Below are 20,006 nucleotides of genomic sequence, written 5' to 3' on the forward strand. Positions count from 1 at the left end.
CCGCCGCTTGAAATTTCGCCTTTTAAGATTCTGTCTTTATGCGGATTGCGCTTAGAATTTTATATCGTCGCTTTTTTGAAATTTGTATCGCTACAAATAAAATTTTATCGAGGTTTAAAATTTGATGCCGTGTTGTTGCGCTGCGTAAAATTTCAATAACGCGCTAAATTTTAAACGGCGCGTAAAATCAAGCATTGCGCTAAATTTCAAGTTACGCGCCGAATTTAGCTCGCGCGACAAATCAAACGCGCCGCCTAATAAAAGCGGTATAAAATTTGTTCGCGCGATAAAACCCGTCCTTCGGCGCTTAGGCGTATAAAATTCTACCCAGGCGGATCATGTTCGAGCCGCATTTGATCGCGAGCTCAAAATCATCGCTCATCCCCATCGAGCAGATCCGCGCGCCGTGCGGTACGAGCGCATCAAAGATCTCGCGGCTCACCTCGAAGCTTCGCGCGATCTGTGCGGGCTCGCTCACATGCGCGCCGATGCTCATCACGCCGATTAAATTTAGATTTTTGCACTCCTGCTTGATGCGTAAAAACTCCTCCACCGCGCGGTTTTTATCGAGCCCCGTTTTGGAGCTCTCGCCCGCAGCGTTGATCTCCAGCAGCGTATCTAGCGGATAAGTTAGCCGCTTATTCACGGCAAGCGCGAGTTCATAGGAGTTGCAGCTCTGCCACAGCGTCGGGCGCAGAGCGATGAGCTGATTGATTTTGTTGCTTTGCAGCGTGCCGATGAAGTGCCACTTTAGCGGCAGTTCGCGCAATGCCTCGCTTTTGCGCTTCAGCTCCTGCACCCTGTTTTCGCCGAATGCGATCTGTCCTTGCGAATACAGCTTGCGCACCTCATCCGTGCCTACGTTTTTGCTTACCGCGACTAGCTGCACTTCGCCCGAGCCTGCTTTCGCAGCCTCAATGCGCTTTAAAATTTCATCCAGCCTCATTTGTAAAATCCCAAAATTCTAGCGAAATCATTCAGCACCGTAAATATCATCAAAAGCGCCAAAATTCCCATTCCTACGTAGCTGGCACCCACAAATACTCGCTTTGGTACGGGGCGGCGGAAGATGAGCTCAAAGAGATTAAATGCGATGTGCCCGCCGTCGAGCGCGGGGATCGGAAAGAGATTGATGAGCCCTAAATTTACCGATATTAGCGCCACGAGCGCGAGCAGGACCGCCGCGCCGTAATTGACCGCCTTTGAAGTGATGTCCGTAATAGCGACGATGCCGCCCATCTCCTTTGGCGAAACGACGCCGCTGGCGAGCTTTTCGAGGCCTACCAAGATGAGCTTTGATGCCTCCATCGTCTGATCCCACGCGAAGCTAAGCGAGCTAGCGCCCTTGTGATATAGCGTCACGGTCGCGTTGTAATCGGGCGAAATACCGATGAGCGGCACTCTGATGCTCTCGCGCCAGATGGTTTTTTTCTCGCCGAGCTTCGGCGTGAGCTGTAGGCTCATCCGCTCGCCGCCGCGCATGATTTCCAAACTTAGAGGCGCTGCGGTTACCTGCTTTGAGATGTCGTCCCACTCGCGGATCCGCTTGCCGTCGATTGATAAAATTTCATCGTTTAGCATTATCCCTGCGCTTGCCGCGGCGGAGCCTGGCGAAATTTTGCCGACCTTGGGTGCGAGCTTTTCGACGCCGATATAGCCCAGCGCGATGTAGATCAAAAACGCAAGCAGCAGGTTAAAAAACGGTCCTGCAAAAAGTATAATTATGCGCGCGATCGGGCCTTTGGAGTTGTAGCTATCAGGATCCGCGCTTACTGCGGCGGGATCCAAATCCTCCTGCCCCTTAAGGCTCACGTAGCCTCCCAGAGGGATCGCGCTGATGGCGTACTGCGTCGCGCCGATGCGCTTGGTAAAGACCTTCTCGCCGAAGCCCACGCTAAAGACGTTCACCCCCACGCCCAGCGCCCGCGCCGCCAAAAAATGCCCCAGCTCGTGGAAAAAGATGAGAAAGCTGATCGCCAGCACCGTGACCATAAAATTTATCGAGTAAAAATAAAATCCGACCGCGAGGATCGCCAGCGTTAAAATTATGCTTTTCAAATTTCAGACCTTTGTAAAAAATGGGCTAAGCTTACTATGATTTTGTAAATTTTAAGCTTATAAAAGAGATTATCTAAAAGCGTAGTGGTGGTATAAACATGCTTTTAAAATATATGAATTTAAAATTTTTTATTCCGCAATATCAGCAAGACGCAGGTAATAATCAATTAATTTTTGCGTGTGATTTTGTTTAATTTCTTTTATGAAATTTTCCATTAAAGTAAAATTTGGATTGCTAAACTCATCAAGCGGTAAATAAATAACATGTTTTTCTAAAGTATTTTGTCTATATTGTTGCCCGTATCCAAATTTATCTTTACTTTTATGTATGATGGCACTAATAAAATGCATGACTTCAGTAGATACTTTGGTTTTTGATGTCAGTACAAGAACATTATCGTCGCAACAAAAATCTTTAATATGGACAAAGGAGTTACAAAACATATCAATGGTAATTGCATTATTAAAAATTTTTTGATTTTTATTGCTTATAAAATTCTTTAACGCCCAAATTCGTTTCGCCTGCTGTTATTAGCGGATAAATTCCGCTTTTGCGATTATTCTTTGTAAGTCTTGAACCACGCTCATAATCAAACAAATCTACAAGTCTAAATTCTCCCCATTTTACGCCCAATTTACCAAAAAGGCTTTTAGCCATTTGTATGATAGCCTCTTTGATAAGGCTTGAAATGTGAGAATTTTTACTAAAAATAAGGCTAAAATCGCTGCGCGGTTTATTCTCTCTCTCTCTCTCTCTCGAAGCCGCCGTCAATAATGAATAAGATGAGATTAAAGTTCGCATTTTAATTTCTATATTTTTAATGTAATTATCCATAAATTCAAAGTCTATTTGCTCATCTTTGGAGGGTAATAAAATTTCAAAATCATAAGTTTGTGAGGCTCTTAGTTTATTTCCGAAGCCGAATTTGCCCGATAGCGATTTGCCTATAACGGCACAAATATACGTCATAGCTTTATTGCTTATATCTTTATTACTCCAAAAAACGCCGACATCATCTCCTGCAGCAAATTCATATTTTCGGTAAAAACAATTTCCAAAAATATCTATTGTTATGGAATTGGCCGGAAATCGTCTAGCCTCTTGATTAGAGATGTAATCACAAATTCCGTTATTTATGTATCCGGCCATAACGAATGGAATATCGCCATTTATATGATCCGATATTTTTAATCTTTTACCTTGCGCGATATGATCGAATATCTCTTTAAATTTAAAATTCTTAAATTTTTGCACTTTAAACCTTAATCTTTATCTCATCATCGTCTAAATTTATCTCACTTCCATATAAAACGCTATCCAAAATAGTTTTTTCAAACTCCTTTTTATCGATACCGTTTTCAAAAAGCATATAATCAAGCACGACTTTTTTCAAATCTTGCTCGGTTATTTCAAATTTAGGTTCTGGTACTTTATATTGCAAACTTTCGCTTGGCTTTATCCATTGGCAGCTTTCATCGCCGCTTTGCTTATATATCACATCTACCCAGTAATCTTCAAGTTCTTGCCATTTGCCTTTTAAGTCATGACACCCTTGATTTTTAACAGTTTCTAACCCATCTTCTTTTATATAGCAACCGAAAATTTCTTTATTTCCTTGTGGTTCATGTGCTTTAAATATAAAAATTGACGTTTCGTTCGCACCCTTCATACGAGCAAAAATTTCTTTTGGAAGTTTGATGATTTTCAAAAGAGAGTGCTTTTTAAGCCATTTCGAAACTTGCTTTTTGCCGACTTCAAGTTTATTACTCGGTAATAAAAATGCGCAAATTGCACCATCTTCGACATTATCAAGTACATTTTTTACTATTTTTAAGCAACCAAATTTATTTTCATAAGGTGGATTCATCAAAACTTTTGTGATATTTTTGCTTTTTATCCATTCACAGGCCGCCTCGCTTCTAGCATCGTCATGAGTCAAATTGGTTTTCCCGTCTTTATGGATTAACATATTCGCACAAGCTAGAGCAAATAGCTCTTTATCAAATTCTATTCCAAAAAGCCTATCATTTTGTATAATTTTAACCGCACTTTCATTGAAATTTCCACCGACTTCGTTTATCATATTATTCATGGCTTTTACTAAAAATGCGCCGCTACCGCAACATGCGTCTAAAATTTTATCTTTATAGCTTACGTTTGCGATACGATACATTAGGCTTGTAATATGATCCGGCGTAAAAACTTGACCCGCTTCGCTCTTGCCCTTATAGCGAGTAAATTCGTTAAAGAAAATTCCCATAACGTCTTCACCGTTCCAAGCGTCGGTTTTGATATAGCCCGAAATGGCGATAACATCATCTATGAAGCCGTCTATTGCTTTTTGATTTTTTGTGTAGTTGAAACTAATTAAATTAAACTGCTCTTTTATGATGTCTAGCTTTAAATTCAATGCCTTTTGCTCACTATAAGAGCTTTCAAGAGTTTTTATGATCTCGCTTTGCAGAGTTGCGAAATCGCGTCCTTTAAGACCAGCTAAATTTGCGCCTTTTCTATCGGCCACCAAAGCACAAGCTGTAAAAATCATCCTATGCTTTAGGTTGTTGATGCCAAAATTTATATGTAGGTTATCATTTATTGATTTAGTACATGAGTAAATTTTAGGCTTATCTATACTGCTCTGAGTAAATAGCTTAAGATAGTAATCTTTGCTAAAAAGCTCACTATCTTCTCTATAAAATTTATCGTTTTTATAAATTATTGCTTCGTTGCCATTATATAAAATACCTATTACTTGATTGTATTTGCTTCTTGTTATGTTTATATATTCTTGAAGTTGCGGTAAATTTTGATCCAGATTTGAATTTGGCTCATAGGCTTTGATCTCTAAAATTATGGCAACCTCGTTTATATCGTGCGGAAAATACCAACCGTCGGGCTTTTTATTAACTCCGCTAAAACCAAGTTCATTAAACGTAGTTATTTGTTCGACACCACTTTTAGCGTATTTTGAATCTTGAAATTTTAGTAACGCTCCAGCATTTTGCCTAATCACATCTTCGCTAATTCTCAAAGCCCCATACATCATAACAATTTTCCTTATTTTACCGATATATTGCTATTAATCTAAATGAGCGGCACGTAGATTTTTATCCTACATACACCCAAGGATAAGATCGCATAATTTGCGATTCAGTATATCTCATTTGGTTTAAATTTTATGCCAAATTTAAACCAAATTTTAACTCTTTTTCGTAGCCTTAGCATACGCTGCGATGTATTCAAAGCCCGAATATAGCGTCAGCGCAACCGCGATCCAGAGTAGGGCGTTTGCATAGGGCCACTGCATCGTTAGCCAGCCGATAGCGATCATCTGAAAGACTGTTTTTACCTTACCCGCCATCGACGCGGCGACCTCTACGCCGTCGCCCGCCATCGCCACGCGAAGCCCCGTGATGAAAAACTCGCGGATTAGGATTAAGTAGATCGCCCACGGACTGGCGCGCCCGATAAACATAAGCCCCAAAAAGCCCGCAAGCGTAAGCATCTTATCGGCGAGCGGATCGATGATGGCGCCTAGCTTGGTCTTTTGGTTCCAAGAGCGCGCGATGTATCCGTCAAAAAAGTCCGTGACGGAGGCGATGACGAAGACTAGCGCGGCGAAATAATCGATCCAGCTGACGTGCACCGAGCCCACCATGCCGCCGTTCGCATGGCCAGCTAGTAAGATCAGCCAGAAAAACAGCGGCGCCAGCGCAACGCGAAAGCTCGCTAAAATATTGGGTAAATTTAGCATTATTTAAAGGTCGTTCCGCCGTCGACGATGAAGGTGTGCCCCGTCACCCAGCTAGCCTTGCTCGAGCATAGAAATAAACATGCTCCCGCCAGATCCTGTGGCTGTCCCATGCGTCCTAGCGGGCTAAGTTCGGCGGTTTTATCTCGCACCTCTTCGTAGTTCGTAAAGGCTCGTAGCGCGTCCGTCTCGATCGGTCCGCCGCTTACTACGTTTACGCGGATGTTTTTCTCGCCGAGTTCGGTTGCGGCGTAGCGTGCCATCGCTTCGACGGCGGCTTTTGCCGTGCCGTGACCCGCGTAGTTTTCGATATAGACTAAATTTCCCGTGGAGCTAAGCGAGATGATCGAGCCGCCGCCTACCGCCTCCATGCGCTTTGCCGCTTCTTGCGCGCCCACGACGAAGGCATTTACGGTCGCGGTAAAGATATTGTTGATACCGCGCGGCTTTAGCCTCATAAATTTAGTGTATCCGCCCGCGACTGCGCGACCCGAAATGATGGCGTTTGAGATGAAAAAATCCACTCGCGCAAAATCCTCGTCGATCTTGGCAAAGAGCTCCTTGTAGGTCTCGGGCTCTAAGATATTGAGCGCATAAGCGCGCGCCTTGATGCCGTAAGCCTTCTCAAGATCGGCTGCTTGCGAAGTCGCTAGCTCCTCATTGGAATTATACGTAAAAGCGATATTTGCCCCCGCAGCTGCGAATTCCAAAACTATCGCCCTGCCTATGCCTCTCGTGCCGCCGCTGATAACTAGCGTTTTTCCTTTAAATTCGTTCGTCAATTAAAATCCTTTGATAGTGTATTGTTTCATTACGTTTTCTATTTTTTTGAGATTTTCCGCGCTCGGCTCGCAAAGCGGCAAGCGGTACTCCAAGCTCGGCGTCAGGCCCGCGATATACATCGCCGCTTTGATCGGGATCGGATTGCTCTCGCAGAATAAAATTTTATTGATCGCGTAGAGATCGTCGTTGATCTGCTTGGCCTTTAAAAACTCATTTTGCAGCGCAAATTTCGTTAGCTTTGCCGTGTAATCGGGCAGTAAATTTGCGGTGACCGAGATCACGCCCTTGCCGCCGTTGCTTAGGATCGGATAGTTGATCGCATCCTCGCCGCTAAGCACGCTAAGGCGCGGCTCGTGCGCTAGCAGATCTACGCATTTATCGATGCTGCCGCTGGCTTCTTTGACGCCGTAGATGTTCTCGCAGTCGTTAAAAAGCTTGATGATCGTATCTGCGGCTATGTCGCAGCCGGTGCGACCGGGGACATTGTAGAGCAGCACCGGCAGATCTACCGAGCTCGCGATCGCCTTGTAGTGCAGATAGAGTCCCTTTTGGGTGGGTTTGTTGTAGTAGGGCGCTACGGATAAAATTCCGTCCGCGCCGTGAGCTTGCGCAAACTGCGCTAGCCCGATCGCTTCGTGAGTTGCGTTGCTGCCCGCGCCCGCTAGCACCTTGACGTCCGTGCCCTTGCACGCATCTACGGCGATCTCGATACAGACGCGGTGCTCGTCGTGCGTCAGCGTCGCGCTCTCGCCCGTGGTGCCTACTGGCACAACCGCGCTTATGCCGTTTGCGATCTGTCTTTTGATGAGCTTAGCGTAGGTCTGCTCGTCCAGTTTGCCCTCTTTAAAAGGCGTGATCAGCGCCGTCATAGAGCCGATTATGACATTTTTATTCATCGTTTTCCTTTCGTAAGATAATGCTTGTGGAGCTTTTAAGGTTTAGATAGGTCTTCATCGCTTTTTTAACTGCGCTTTTATCTAGACTTTTGATCTCGCGCTCCAGCCTAAATAGTGCGTCCAGATCGCCGCGGACGATGTAGCTGCCGTACATCTGCGCTACCTTGCTAGCGCTGTCGAGGGAGTAGATAAGATCGCTGCTTAGGGTGTTTTTGATCTTTAGCATATCATCATCGCTTATTTTAGCTTTTTTGGCTTTTTCGATCAGCGCCAAAATTTCATCTCTCAGCGCCTCGCCGCTTACGCCCTGGTTGCAAACGGCAAAGACTATAAATAAATTCTCGTCCTTACCGCTCATATCGTAGATGTTGATCTGATTGGCGAGCTTTTTCTCATCGACTAGCACGCGCTGCAAAAGCGAGCTCTTGCCGCCGCTAAGATATATATCCATCGCTTTGATCGCCGCGGCGTCAGGGTGGTTAAACGGCGGAATTTTAAAGGCGACCGCCACGATCTGCGCCTCGCTGTTTTTGTAAATAATACTAAGCTTCTCGCCGTCTTGCGCGGGCTCGGTGCAGTGAAGGTGCGGAATTTCGCTTTTGTTTTTTACGGGCGCGAAGTGTTTTTTGGCTGCATCAAACGCCGCCTTTTCGCCGATGTCGCCGGTGATCAGCAGCACGGCGTTTTGCGGCTGATAAAATTTAGCGTGAAATTCCTTGATATCTTTGATGCTCCAGTTTTCGATATCCTTGCGAAAGCCGATCGGCGTCCAGTGATACGGATGGTACAAAAACGCGGCGTTATAGAGCCTGAAAAATAGGTATCCGAACGGATCGTTATCGGTGCGCCACAGCCGCTCCTCGAGCACGACCTTGCGCTCGGGCTGAAATTCTTTGTCTTTTAGGCTCAAGTTTTGCATTATGTCGGCGTAAAGATCCAGGCAGACCTCTAAATTTGAGCTCGCGCACTTGATGAAGTAGTGCGTGTAATCAAAGCCCGTGCTTGCGTTATTTACGCCGCCAAAACCCTTTACGATCGCGTCGAACTCACCCGCCTTGCGATTTTTTGTGGATTTAAAATTTAGATGCTCCAGCATGTGCGCGATGCCGCTTTTGCCCATCACCTCGTCGCGCGAGCCGACGTTGTAAAACACGTCCACGCTGATGACGCCGCTGCCTTTATTCATCGGGATGTGATAAATTTGAAGCCCGTTTTGCAGCGTGATTTTCTTAAATTTCGGAAACATTAATCTTTTTTCGCCTTTCGTTTTTTGCTTGAGTTTTGCTCCGCGTCTTGGGCACCGCTCGCTTCTTTGGCCTCTTTGGCCTCGGCATTTTTAGTTTTAGCGCCGCTTTGTTTTACGTTTTTTGCCTCGGAGCTTTTGCTTTCCGCACTGTTTTTTGGCGCGGCTTTAGTTTTAGAATTTTTACTTTCTATGTCGTTTTTTAGTGCAGCTTCAGTTGCGGTTTTATTTTTCGGCGTGGTTTTAGTTTTGACAGTTTTGCTCGCCGTGCCGCTTCGTTTTGCGTTTTTGACCTCTAAATTCTCGCTTTTTGCATCGCTTTTCGAGAGATTTTTAGCTTCGGCATCTTTCTGCTGCGAGGCGTTATCCTGTATGACGTCCTTCTGTGCAGCGTCTTTTTGCGTAGCGTCTTTTGAAATTTTACCGCGTTTGGAGCTTATGCCGCTTTTTGAAATTTGACTTTGTTTTTGATCCGCATTGCTTTTGGAAGCCCTTTTTGAAATTTTATCTGGCTTCTCATCGGCGCCGCCTTGCTTTGTGCTTTTAGCCTCTAAATTTTCGCTTTTTGCGTTGCTTCGTTTTGTATTTTTAACCTCGGAAATTTTGTTCTCCGCGCTACCTTGTTCGGCTGAGCTTTGATCCGTCGCGGTATCTGCGCTTACCAAGGCGTTTAAATTTGCCGAAGCGTCGGAATTTTCATCCGCTTCGGAGCTTGAGTCTGTTTGAGCGCCCAAAATTTCATCTGTTTTAGTGGCGAGAGTTTCACCCATTTGAGCGCTTAAAATTTTGCTTTCGCCGTCGTTAGAAATTTCGTCCACATCCTTGCTCTCGGGCGCGTTTGAAATTTCGCTAGTTTCCTCGCCTTTGGCTACGTTTGAAATTTCATCCGTTTTAGCGCTCGCCTCTTTGTCTTCGCAAGCGCACAAATCCGCACCGTTGTCGAGATTTTCCGCCAGATCATTTCTGATGCCGTATCCTTCACCCGCGCGATCTTTTAAATTCGCCCCGACCGCCTCGCTGATGTTTTTAAAGCCGTCTGCGCGCAGAAGCTTCGCGAGCCCCTCGTTGATCGATTTTGCGACGAACGGGCCTTTGAAGATAAAGGCGGTAAAAATTTGAACCAGGCTCGCGCCCGATTTGATGCGCTCGTAGGCCTCCTGTGCGCTGTCTATGCCGCCGCAGCTGATTAGGATCGTGCGGCCAAAGAGCTCGCGAGCGACCTGTGCGAAAAGCTCGCGCGATTTTTCGGTGATCAGCCTGCCGCTTAGACCTCCGAAGTCCCTAGCATTGGGACTTAGCGAATAATCAACGCTGGTGTTGTTTATGATGATGCCGCTTGCGCCGCTTTGCACCGCGCACTCGCACAGCGCGATCGCCTGAGCCGCGCTCATATCGGGCGCCAGCTTTAAAACGAGCGGTCTGTTCGTGATCTTTTTCATCGCTCCGATCAGCTCGCTTATGAAGCTGTTTTCTTGCAAAGCGCGCAGATTTGGGGTGTTCGGCGAGCTTACGTTGATGATGAAAAAATCGCACAGCCCGTTAAATTTGCGGCCCAAGGCTTCGTAATCGCTTAGCGCGTCCTCGTTCGAAGTGGCTTTGTTTTTGCCGATATTTGCGGCGATCGGGATTTTAAAAGGATAAATTTTTCGCACGCGATGCTCGATAATATCGGCGCCTTCGTTGTTAAAGCCCATCGCGTTTTGAATACTCTGCTCGCTAACGAGGCGAAAAAGTCGCGGCTTAAGATTGCCGCTTTGAGGACGCGGCGTAAAGGTGCCAAAATCGATGTGTCCGTAGCCAAGAGCAGCCAGCGGCGCGATCATCGTGGCGTTTTTGTCGAAGCCGCCCGCGATACCCACGGGGTTATCAAAGCTGAGATCCCATATCTTTTGAGTTAAAATTTCATCTTTATAAACGCCGAATTTTGCCAAAGCCTCAAGCCCGCCCGGAGTCGCATAAAGCGCGCGAAGTCCGAATTCTGCGATCTTGTGAGCGGTTTCGGGATCGAATAGAAAAAAGATTTTTTTCAAGGTATCGTAATTCATAATGTTTCCTCAAATTTTGCATAATGGTAGCTAAAATTTAATTAAATATAGATAAGGATTTCGCGCTGAATTGCAATTCGCGGCGGTTAAATTTAGTTTTAGAATTATGCGAGAAATGCCGGTAAAATTTCTACGGCTTGCAATGGGCGGTTTAAATTTACGCAGAAGTCTAAAGATGCGCGGCGTAAATTTTATAAATTTAGCCCGCCCTGGTACGTGCCGAAACGCGCGGTGTCTGTGGCACAGCTCGCGGTGGCGGGCATCGCCGCGATTTTATCCTGCGCCTGACTGCGCTCAATCCCGCTGAAGCTAAATTTTAAAATTTAAAGCGTCCTATTCGCGCCGCTTGAGCTTTAGCGCGCGTCTTTGCCGCCGAAGGCAGCGATCATCGTGCCCAGAGGAATGATCGTAACGCCCAAGATAATCGCTAGCGGGTTTAGCAAGGACAGCTTGGCAAGCAGGTAGATCGCCACCACGAGCGCCGCGTAGGACAGAATTTTAAACGGAGAGAAAAACGCCCCCGCAAAATTGCTCCGAACTTCGCTCCGCTCAAGCTCTCCCTCAAAATCGTCTGCGCCTTCTAAACCATCCTTTGATTCGTCGCGCGCGGCGCCAATCCCGCCCCCAAAATCGCTCGTACCGTCGCCCGGCTCGCTGCTATCTATATCGCCGCCACGATTACCGCTATCTGTGCCGTCGCTACGATTGCTTCTATCTACGCCGTCGCCCGGGTCGTTGCTCACTCCGCTTTTAAAGTCGTAGCAACGTTCGCCTATATTGTCTTGCGAACTATCGCTAGCTTCGTCGTCTATACCGCTGTGTAAATCGCCGCAAGCCGCACCATCGTTTATATTAAATTTATCGGCGACGGCGTGTTCCAAAACGGTCGCGCCGCAAGCGAAGGTTTCGTCGCAGCCGTCTTCGGTAGAATTTACGCCGCGCTCGCCGGCAGCGGTTCTGCTGCGCTCGGCGTCTAAATTTGAGTTGCGAGTAAAATTTATATCGGCGGAGTTTGCAGCACGCTCGGCGGCGGTCTCATCGTGCGTGACGCAACTATCGCCGTTTTCGGTGCTGGTCTCGCCGCTTGTGAAATTTACGGCGCCTTCGGAATTTTGCGCGTTTGAAATTTCAGCGCCTGAATTTACGCCCCTAAAGCTTTCGCTCTTTAAAATTTCACCGCCGCAAATTTTGCCGTATGAAATTTCATCGCTGCCGCCCGCGCCGCCCTGATTTTCGCCGCCGCTACTTGCGGAATTCGCATCGTTTGCGGAAGTTTCGTCGTTCATAAAACCGGTGGAATTTTTAGAGCTTTGCCGCAAAATTTCATCGTATTTGCCGGCTCTGAGCTCATCTTCTATTTTATTGCGGTAAGCGCGAAACGAAAAATATACCGCGCCGAATGCGCCCAAAAATCCGGCCTCCAAGCTAAGAAGCCATGCAAGCGCCCGCACGCCGAAAGAGCCCGGGCCGAAAAATCCTGCGCCGCAAAGCGCTAGCCCAAGCAGGACAAACGCCGCGTTTAGCGCGCAGTATATGAGCAAAAACTGCCTATTCAATCTCGCTCATCCCATTCATCGTCGTCGTCGAAATTTTTAGGATCCGCCTTGTATTTCGGATCGTTCTCAAGCTCCTTTAGGCTCGAATTTAGCGCCTTGCACGCGCGGTAAACGTTTAAAAATGCCGCCGCGATGCCGATAGCGATGCCGAACCATAATAAAAGCAGCGAGCCCGTGAGGTGCCGCAGCCCAAGCCCGATCGCTACGCCGATGCCGATCGCTACGACGATTGAGATGCCTAGGCTGATGTCGCAGGCGCCCTTTACGATTTTGTTTAAATTTTTCGTTACTCTCATCTAAAATCCGATTAAATTTAAAATGCAGCCCTCAAAGCGCCGCCATCGCTTCGTCCGCGGCGTTTAGCGCAAAGTCGATCTGCGCTTCGTTCATGCTGGAGCAGATAAAGCCCGTCTCAAACTGACTAGGCGCCAAAAATACGCCGCGCTTAATCATCTCGCCGTGAAATTTTGCAAAGCGCGCCGTGTCTGCTCGCAAGGCGCCGTCGTAGTCGCGCACCTCTTCGTCTGCGAAAAAGTAGCCGAACATCGAGCCTACGCAGGCGGTTTGCAGCGTGATGCCGCGGCGCTGCGCTATGGCGCAAAGCCCGTCCGTAAGCCTGCGCGCAAGCTCGCCGAGCCTTTCGTAAAGGCCGCCGCTAGCGTAAATTTTACTTAGGCTGGCGATGCCCGCAGCCATTGCGACGGGGTTTCCGCTTAGCGTGCCTGCTTGATATACCGCTCCTAGCGGGCTTATCATATCCATAATTTCGCGCTTGCCCGCAAATGCCGCCACGCTCATACCGCCGCCGATGACCTTGCCGAAGGTTACCAGATCGCCGCGGACGCCGTAGATGCCGTAGCTGCCTAGCTCGCTCGCGCGAAAGCCGCTCATTACCTCGTCGATTATCAGCACGATCTTTTTCTCGTCGCACAGCGCGCGAAGCTCGGTTAAAAATTCGGGATCCGCCGGCACCAAGCCCATATTCCCCGCGATAGGCTCGATGATGATCGTGCCGATGTCGTTTTGCGCTAGGACGTCCTTTACGCTTTGTATGTCGTTGTATCTGGCTAGGTAGGTGTTTTTTGCGACGTCCTGTGGCACGCCCGCGCTGCTTGCGTTACCGAAGGTGCTCGCGCCGCTGCCCGCTTTGACGAGCAGGCTGTCGCTATGACCGTGGTAGCAGCCCTCAAATTTTAAAATTTTATCCCGTCCGCTAAAGGCGCGCGCAAGACGGATCGCGCTCATCGTAGCTTCCGTGCCGCTGCTGGTAAAGCGGATCTTATCTAGGAAATCGAAATTTTTTAGCACGAGCGAGGCAAGCTGCGTCTCAAGCGGGCTGGATGCGCCGAAACTTAGCCCTTTTTTGGCGGTTTGCACGACGGCGCGCTCGATGTCTGCATCTGCGTGACCGAAGATGAGCGGGCCCCAGCTCTGCACGAAGTCGAGATATTTTTTGCCCTCGACGTCGTAGATGTACGAGCCCTCGCCGCGATCCACCATAAAAGGCTCGCCGCCAACGTTGCCGAATGCTCGCACCGGCGAATCTACGCCGCCCGGGATAAGTTTAAGCGCCGCTAAAAATTCGTCGTGATTATTCATTTTTTCTCCTTCTTTTTGGGTTGATTTATCGATTTTATATATTTGTAGATGATGATGATCTCATTTTGCGTCAGGAAGTAGCTCGGCATCACGTCGCGCGAGCTGCTGATCCCGTCGGCGAGCTCCTGAAGCGAGAGATTGTTGATCGGCGGCGCGTTTAGGGCGCGCTCGTAGTAGGCGCCCGCGGTGCGGTTAAATTCTTTATACGTCGCGATCAGCGAGCCCTCTCCCTTTTCGCCGTGGCACTTGTCGCAGCCGATGCCGCGGGGGTTTTTATACAGCATCGCGCCGTACTCCTCATCGGTGATAAAGCTCTCGGCTTGTGCGCCGCGAGGTAGAAAAAATATGGTCGCGTTTAAAAACAGCGCTAAAAATATGAAATTTCGCATCTTCTCGTTTCGAATTTTTGGCGCAATAATATAAAAAATGTGCTTAAATTTCATAACGCAGCTATCTTTTCGATCCCCTCGAAATAAAAGACGTTTAGATCGTCCTGCCTGCGGTAGAGGAATTTTAGTCCGTGCGCCTTGGCGATATTATCGACGATGTAAAGCCCGAGACCGAAGCTTTGCTTGGCGTTCGTGCCCTTGACGAAGGCCTCTTTGTAGTAGCTAAAGTCCTTCTGCAGCGGCTCGCCGAGCGTTATGAAGTCCATCGTTTCGGCATTTAGGCGGATTAAAATTTTACCGTCTGCGGCGTATTTTACGGCGTTGTCGATTAAATTTTTCACCGCGACGCAAAAGAGCTTCAGATCGACGTTTAAGCTTAGGCCTAGCGGATTTTCCAGCGTGACGCAGCCGGGCTCGATCATCGCGATGCCGAGCGCTTCTTTTAAAATTTCATCCATGGGAAAAATTCCTCGTTCGACTAGCGCCGTGCCCGCAGTCGCGCGCTCGACTGCCGCAAATTCGTTGATTAGACTCTCCAGCCGCTCAAAGACCGAGATGAGACGCTCCTGATTTTTACCGTGCTCGATCATCTCGACGGCGATGCGACCCTTTGTGATGGGAGTTTTGAGCTCGTGCATTATGTTTCGCAAAAACAGATGGCGCGATTCGTTAAGCTTGTTTATCTGCGTGACCGCCTCGTAAAATGCGTGCGAAACCTCGGAAATTTCGTCGTTTCCTACGCTTACGTCCTTGATCTGAAGATCGCCTTTAGCAAATTTATCGATCTGGCGTTTGAGCTTGCGAAGGGGGCGAATTTTGCGGATGATAAATATATACGCAAGCAGGATGATCGCCAAAATGACGCCGTAGATCGCTTTGAAAATATCGTAGCGGTAAGGCTGATAATCCTTGTCGTTTAAAAGCCGCGTCTCGCCAGCGTGAGTAATCTTTAGGTAGTGCTTACGTTTAAAAAGCAGGATATCAGCAGAGCCGATGTCTGCGGAGATGCTATCTAAAATTTCAGCGCCTTTGATGATCTCATCGCGCTTGGCTTCATCGCGGATAGTCGAAAACTCGAAATTCGCGACCTGCCGTTCGTATTCGACATCGCTGATGAGCTTACTCATCTGATATAGGTTCGCGCGCGCAACGATGGAGTATTTGGAGTTTAGCTCGCGGGTGTAGTTTTGCTGATCGTAGCCAATGAGCCAGAGTAGAGCGAGCGAAACGCCCACGGCAGCGAGCGCGAAGATGAACGTGATGGTGTAAAAAATCGACGATCTTACTTTCATTAAATTTATACGATCCTTAAATTTTTAAAATTTCAAAGCTTTTAAGCTGCTGGCTTTCTTTGCTTTGGCGCACGAACCCGTCCGACTTCGGATTTGTGGCATATCCTAAATACGCAATACGTTTATACTTCCTAAATCTAGCTATTGCAAATTTTATAAAGATTTTAAAAATTTTGCTATTTCTACCATTGAAAATTTTACAAAATTTCACCGCTTAAACACATAAATTCAAATAAATTTATTTTAAATTTAATGTGCAGCCCTTAAAACCAAAGCTAAATTTTAAAATTTCAAATCCGTGCGAAATTCCGCCCCGCGCCCTCAAAAAATTTCAAATTTCTTAAATAGCTCAGGCTCATCCTGCACGATACCGCGCTCTATGAGGCTTGCCACGACTTCGCGGCTGCAAAGCGTCTCCTGCGGCCACCTGCGCGTATAACCCTCCCATTCGTGCTTGCTCGTAGCGTCGATGCAGATGCGATCGTCCTGCGTCACGAACACGTCGCGTAGCGCATCGATGCTATTTACGATGCGCCAAACGCTCATATAGAGGTTGCTCGCGTCATTCCCCGCGTCTGTAAAAATCAAAATTTTAAAATTCTCGCTAAATTTCAAAAGCCGCCGCCAGCTCCGCTCCACGAGCTCTTTTTTGTCTATGTTTATCAGCACGAGCGGGTTTTTCGTATCGCAAAAGTGCTGCTTAAGCGCCAAAATAGCGGACTCTTCGCTTTGAAATTTAGCTAGCAGCTCCTCGTCGCTTAAAATTTGCGGCGCCTGCGAGCTTAAATCAGTCGTCGCATCGATGCCGAGCTTGCCGCCGAAGCAGGAGTTCGGGCTTGCGTGATCGAGCTGATCGCACACACCCTCGCTAAAAACGAGGCTGCGCGCGCCTATGCGGTTTAGGACGTACTTCGTAAGCGCCTCGTACTCATCTAAGCTCGGCGCGTCTTGCGGCACGAAAACGGCGTGTTTTACGAAGCTCATCTGCCCCACGCCCCAAAACGCGTGCATGATCTGTTTGGCAGCAGCGGGGTAGCGCACGGCGATCTTAGCCAAAATCAGATTGTGAAATACGCCGTTTTCGGGCATTTTATAATCGATCAGATCGGGCGCGCTCGTGCGAAACAGCGGCAAGAAGATCCGCTCGGTCGCGTACCCCATAAATTTATCCTCAAGCGGCGGCTTGCCTACGACGGTGGCGTGAAATACGGGCGCGCGCTTGTGCGTGATCGCGCTAACCTCCATCACCGGGAATGGCTCTACCGGCGTGTAATATCCGGTGTGATCGCCGAAAGGTCCCTCCGGCTCGCTTACTGCGGGATCGACAAAGCCCTCGATCACGTAGTCCGCACCCTCTGGAACGTAAATTTCATTCGTAAGCGATTTTACGAGGCGAGCGGGGCTGCGGCGGATGAAGCCGTAAAGCAGCAGTTCAAAAATCCCCTTCGGCAGCGGCGCCTGACCGCACCAGATATAGAGCGGATCGCCGCCGATCGCCACGGATACGGGCATCTTGCGCCCCGCTTTGCGGTATTCGTCGAAAAAGCCCGCGCCGTCTTTGTGTATCTGCCAATGCATCCCCAGGCGGTCGCGCCCGTAAATTTGCAGACGATACATGCCGAGATTTTGCGTTTGCGAGTTTAGATCCTTCGTATAAACCTGCCCCATCGTGATGAACGCGCCGCCGTCACCCTCCCAGGTCTTAAGCACGGGAAGCTCGCCCAAATCGACGTCAGCACCCAGATGCGCGACCTGCTGGCACTCGCCGCGACCGCTAAGGCGCTTGACAAAAATTTTACGCAGCGAGATTAAGTGCGCCAAGAAATCAAGCTTTTCGCCGAAGTTTTGTGGACGCTTCGGCTTTAGCAGGCTTTCAATCTCGGCGGCGATCTCGTCAGGTTCGCGACCGAGGATTAAATTTAACGCAGAAGATGAGCCGAAAATATTGCTTAGCACTGGTGGCATCTGTTTGCCCTGCGCGTTTCGCACGTTCGTAAAAAGCAGCGCCTGCGAGCGCTCCCTTTTGACCTCGATGTAGCTTGCGTGCGCGATCTCAAGCTCGGTGCTGATCTGCTCCTTTACCTCGCGCAATAGCCCGTTTTTGTAAAGCCTCTTTATCCAAAAATTTCCGTTTAAAATTTCATCAAAGCTCTGCATCCGCTGCCTTTAAAAAAATAGATTTTTTTCTTGCGGTTTTTGATTTAGAAGCTGCAAGATCGCGCTCTTCTCCGCAAAAACCAGCGCGTAGTGAAACTCAGGCAGGCTCTTTAGCGCGCTTAGCTTATTGAAGCGAAAGTCGATCTTAACGCCGTCTAGGCGATCCTCCCAGCTAGCGCAGACGATAATTTTCTCGCGGAATTTTGCGCACAAAAACTCCGCCTCGCGCGCAAAAAGCTCAGGATCGCTCTCGGCGATAAAGGCGCGGTAGCTTCCGCCAAGCGAGCTAACGTTAAAAAATCTATCCACAAAAATCGGTTCGAAATGGCCGAATGCACTTAAGCTTTGAAATTTAAAGGGTATGTTTTTGCGCGAGAGATACTCGATCACACCGCATAGCTCGGGCAAAAACAGCTGCGGAAAGATTAAGTTTGAATAATAAAGCCCGCCGAAAACGAAGCTGCTGTAAAATATCGAGCCGCCGTAAAGCAGCCTAAAATCGTCGCTCGCAGGGATCGTGGCAGGCGAGATACCGAGGCTTTGCAAAAGCTCGGCGTCGGTGGTGAAGTAGGTATTTTTCTCTTTGGCATTCAGCAGGCTGATGAAAAGCTCGCCCTTGCTGCGCGGCGCAAACATCAAATTTTTCGGCACGCTCGTGTAGCGCAGGATCTCGCTTTGCACCCCGTTTATCAACACGAAGCCGTGCCGCCATATCTCGCCCAAAAATTTTATCAGCCGCACGAGCGCCGAGCATAAATTTTCGACCTTAATAAAGGCAATCTCGTCGTTAAGCGGCTTGAAATTGTTATCGAAAATGATCGCGTATGCGCCGTTATCGATCGCGGTGCGCACGTCGCGCTCGTTTGCGCCAAGTGCTATGAAAGCGCCTTTTTTCGCAACCTTTGCAGGCTCGATCGCAAAGCTCTCGACAGCGGAGATCGCGGGATTATTTAGCATCGTTCCGTTTACGATACGGGTTAAATTTAATAAATTTACCATCACGACTTTCCTGCGGCAGAGCTTTTAAAGGGCGTGCTCTTTGCGGCGCGGTGCAGCTGCTTTGCGGTAGATGCGGAGGTTGCGCCAGGCGCGACGGTGTCTTTTGCGGCGATTACGGCAAGCATAGCAGTATCTTTTGCGATGCGGCGAGATTTTACGTTCTGAGAGGCACTTTTAGCCGCTGCCGATTTTGCGCTAGCTGCGGAAATTTTATTTTGCGCGGCGCTTTTTACGGACGCGGATTTTGCTGTGGATGTAGAGGCTACACTTGCTGCGATACTTTTGGCAGTCGATGCGGTTTTTGCGATAGGTACAGGTTTTTTAGCGAGCGGAGATCTTTTTGCGGGCACGCTTTTTGTCGCTGTATTTTTTTTAGCGGAATCGAATTTGGAAAGCGAGGCGTCCTTTTGAATGCTCGCGCTAGAAAGACCTGCCGTGCGCTTTCTACGCGACGAGGCGCTTGCTTTAGAGCTCTCGCCATCCGCGCTCGCATATTTTTTCGTGCGCTCGCCTGTAAATTTATCGGTGCGTGAAAACGAGCGCACAACCGTGCGCGCGCCGAGTTTTACACATTTTAAAGCGGCGGACTTCGACAGCTCGCAAACGCCTAGCGTTAAAATTTTACGTGCCGCAAATTTTAAAACAACCCCCGCGCCGAGCTTCAGCGCCAAAGGCGTGGCGCATACAAGCCCGCCCGCGCCAATCTTTGCGGCAAAACCGCAGCTGCGACAAAGCTTTAAAATTTTATCCGAAGCGCTGCTTTTTTGCGCACAGAGCCCAGCCGCGCCGTAGATAGCGAGCTTCGAAGCCTTGCGCGCTAAAGCCCTCATCGCTAACCTACGATCGCGCCGTTTTTTACGGGCGCGAGAGTGCTAAGCAGCGTAAGGCTGCCGTCCTCGGCGCTTAAAATCATACCCTCGCTGCTATGTTTAAAAATTTTAGCGGGTTTTAAATTTGCCAGCACGCAGATCTGCTTGCCGACAAGCGCGGCGGGATCGTAAAATTTCGCGATACCGCTGATGATTTGGCGCGGCCTCTCCTCGCCTAAATCGATCATAAATCGCAACAACTTCTCGCTGCCTTCAATGTTTTCGCACTCCAAAATCGTGCCGACTTTTATAACGCATTTTTTAAAATCGTCTATTTTGATTTGGGCTTCGGTTGTCTCGCCTTTGGCTTCTTGCGCCGTAGCGCCCGAGCCGGAAGCGTTTGCGTTTAAGCTTGGTGCGCCTTTTGC

At 48.4% G+C, this 20,006-nt stretch carries 18 protein-coding genes and 1 pseudogene; all 19 read right to left on the reverse strand.

All coding sequences use genetic code 11. The features are described 5' to 3' along the window. Nucleotides 1–307: 307 nt before the first annotated feature. The gene (locus tag Q0135_RS02985; protein ID WP_297988118.1) at nucleotides 308–946 is read right to left on the reverse strand and encodes a YggS family pyridoxal phosphate-dependent enzyme; all 639 of its coding nucleotides are present in this window, start codon (nucleotides 944–946) and stop codon (nucleotides 308–310) included. Next, on the reverse strand, nucleotides 943–2,058 hold the full coding sequence (gene rseP / locus Q0135_RS02990) for an RIP metalloprotease RseP (RefSeq protein ID WP_297988119.1): 1,116 nt from the start codon (nucleotides 2,056–2,058) through the stop codon (nucleotides 943–945). The genes Q0135_RS02985 and rseP overlap by 4 nt, the downstream gene beginning before the upstream one ends. Before the next feature lie 129 nt (nucleotides 2,059–2,187). Then, on the reverse strand, nucleotides 2,188–2,502 hold the full coding sequence (locus tag Q0135_RS02995) for a hypothetical protein (RefSeq protein ID WP_297988121.1): 315 nt from the start codon (nucleotides 2,500–2,502) through the stop codon (nucleotides 2,188–2,190). A gap of 37 nt (nucleotides 2,503–2,539) precedes the next feature. Beyond that, nucleotides 2,540–3,313, reverse strand: coding sequence for a restriction endonuclease subunit S (locus Q0135_RS03000; protein WP_297988123.1), 774 nt, complete (start codon nucleotides 3,311–3,313; stop codon nucleotides 2,540–2,542). Between the two features lies 1 nt (nucleotide 3,314). Further along, a complete protein-coding gene (locus tag Q0135_RS03005) occupies nucleotides 3,315–5,105 on the reverse strand; it encodes an N-6 DNA methylase (protein WP_297988125.1) in 1,791 nt (596 codons plus the stop codon). Between the two features lie 153 nt (nucleotides 5,106–5,258). Next, nucleotides 5,259–5,816: a CDP-diacylglycerol--glycerol-3-phosphate 3-phosphatidyltransferase gene (pgsA, locus tag Q0135_RS03010; protein ID WP_297942200.1), complete on the reverse strand. Its 558-nt coding sequence runs from the start codon at nucleotides 5,814–5,816 to the stop codon at nucleotides 5,259–5,261. After that, entirely contained in the window at nucleotides 5,813–6,592 is a 780-nt protein-coding gene (locus tag Q0135_RS03015) for an enoyl-ACP reductase (RefSeq protein WP_297880388.1), read from the reverse strand. Before Q0135_RS03015 ends, pgsA begins: the two co-directional genes overlap by 4 nt. Then, nucleotides 6,593–7,489 carry a 4-hydroxy-tetrahydrodipicolinate synthase gene (gene dapA / locus Q0135_RS03020; RefSeq protein ID WP_297988127.1) on the reverse strand — a complete coding sequence of 299 codons (897 nt, stop codon included), beginning with the start codon at nucleotides 7,487–7,489 and terminating at the stop codon, nucleotides 6,593–6,595. After that, nucleotides 7,482–8,735 carry a pitrilysin family protein gene (locus Q0135_RS03025; protein WP_297988129.1) on the reverse strand — a complete coding sequence of 418 codons (1,254 nt, stop codon included), beginning with the start codon at nucleotides 8,733–8,735 and terminating at the stop codon, nucleotides 7,482–7,484. Before Q0135_RS03025 ends, dapA begins: the two co-directional genes overlap by 8 nt. Before the next feature lie 989 nt (nucleotides 8,736–9,724). Continuing rightward, nucleotides 9,725–10,777: pseudogene (locus tag Q0135_RS03030) on the reverse strand (quinone-dependent dihydroorotate dehydrogenase); the annotation flags it as partial. A gap of 353 nt (nucleotides 10,778–11,130) precedes the next feature. After that, complete coding sequence (locus Q0135_RS03035; protein WP_297988131.1) at nucleotides 11,131–12,333, reverse strand: hypothetical protein; 1,203 nt, start codon at nucleotides 12,331–12,333, stop codon at nucleotides 11,131–11,133. Further along, nucleotides 12,330–12,629: an AtpZ/AtpI family protein gene (locus tag Q0135_RS03040; RefSeq protein WP_297988133.1), complete on the reverse strand. Its 300-nt coding sequence runs from the start codon at nucleotides 12,627–12,629 to the stop codon at nucleotides 12,330–12,332. Before Q0135_RS03040 ends, Q0135_RS03035 begins: the two co-directional genes overlap by 4 nt. Before the next feature lie 31 nt (nucleotides 12,630–12,660). Beyond that, nucleotides 12,661–13,932, reverse strand: a complete 1,272-nt coding sequence (hemL, locus tag Q0135_RS03045; protein ID WP_297988135.1) for a glutamate-1-semialdehyde 2,1-aminomutase — start codon at nucleotides 13,930–13,932, stop codon at nucleotides 12,661–12,663. After that, nucleotides 13,929–14,321, reverse strand: a complete 393-nt coding sequence (locus Q0135_RS03050; protein ID WP_295152060.1) for a cytochrome C oxidase subunit III — start codon at nucleotides 14,319–14,321, stop codon at nucleotides 13,929–13,931. The genes hemL and Q0135_RS03050 overlap by 4 nt, the downstream gene beginning before the upstream one ends. A gap of 50 nt (nucleotides 14,322–14,371) precedes the next feature. Further along, a complete protein-coding gene (locus Q0135_RS03055; protein WP_297988137.1) occupies nucleotides 14,372–15,613 on the reverse strand; it encodes an ArsS family sensor histidine kinase in 1,242 nt (413 codons plus the stop codon). A 321-nt stretch (nucleotides 15,614–15,934) separates the two neighbouring features. Further along, complete coding sequence (locus Q0135_RS03060; RefSeq protein WP_297988139.1) at nucleotides 15,935–17,770, reverse strand: menaquinone biosynthesis decarboxylase; 1,836 nt, start codon at nucleotides 17,768–17,770, stop codon at nucleotides 15,935–15,937. 9 nt (nucleotides 17,771–17,779) lie between these two features. Beyond that, nucleotides 17,780–18,769, reverse strand: a complete 990-nt coding sequence (locus Q0135_RS03065) for a hypothetical protein (RefSeq protein ID WP_297988140.1) — start codon at nucleotides 18,767–18,769, stop codon at nucleotides 17,780–17,782. Beyond that, complete coding sequence (locus Q0135_RS03070; RefSeq protein ID WP_297988141.1) at nucleotides 18,769–19,599, reverse strand: hypothetical protein; 831 nt, start codon at nucleotides 19,597–19,599, stop codon at nucleotides 18,769–18,771. The genes Q0135_RS03065 and Q0135_RS03070 overlap by 1 nt, the downstream gene beginning before the upstream one ends. A 2-nt stretch (nucleotides 19,600–19,601) precedes the next feature. Beyond that, a partial coding sequence (metG, locus tag Q0135_RS03075; protein ID WP_297988142.1) for a methionine--tRNA ligase subunit beta occupies nucleotides 19,602–20,006 on the reverse strand: 405 nt, incomplete at its 5' end.

This window comes from uncultured Campylobacter sp., assembly GCF_937981295.1.
In the GTDB taxonomy this organism is placed as follows: domain Bacteria; phylum Campylobacterota; class Campylobacteria; order Campylobacterales; family Campylobacteraceae; genus Campylobacter_B.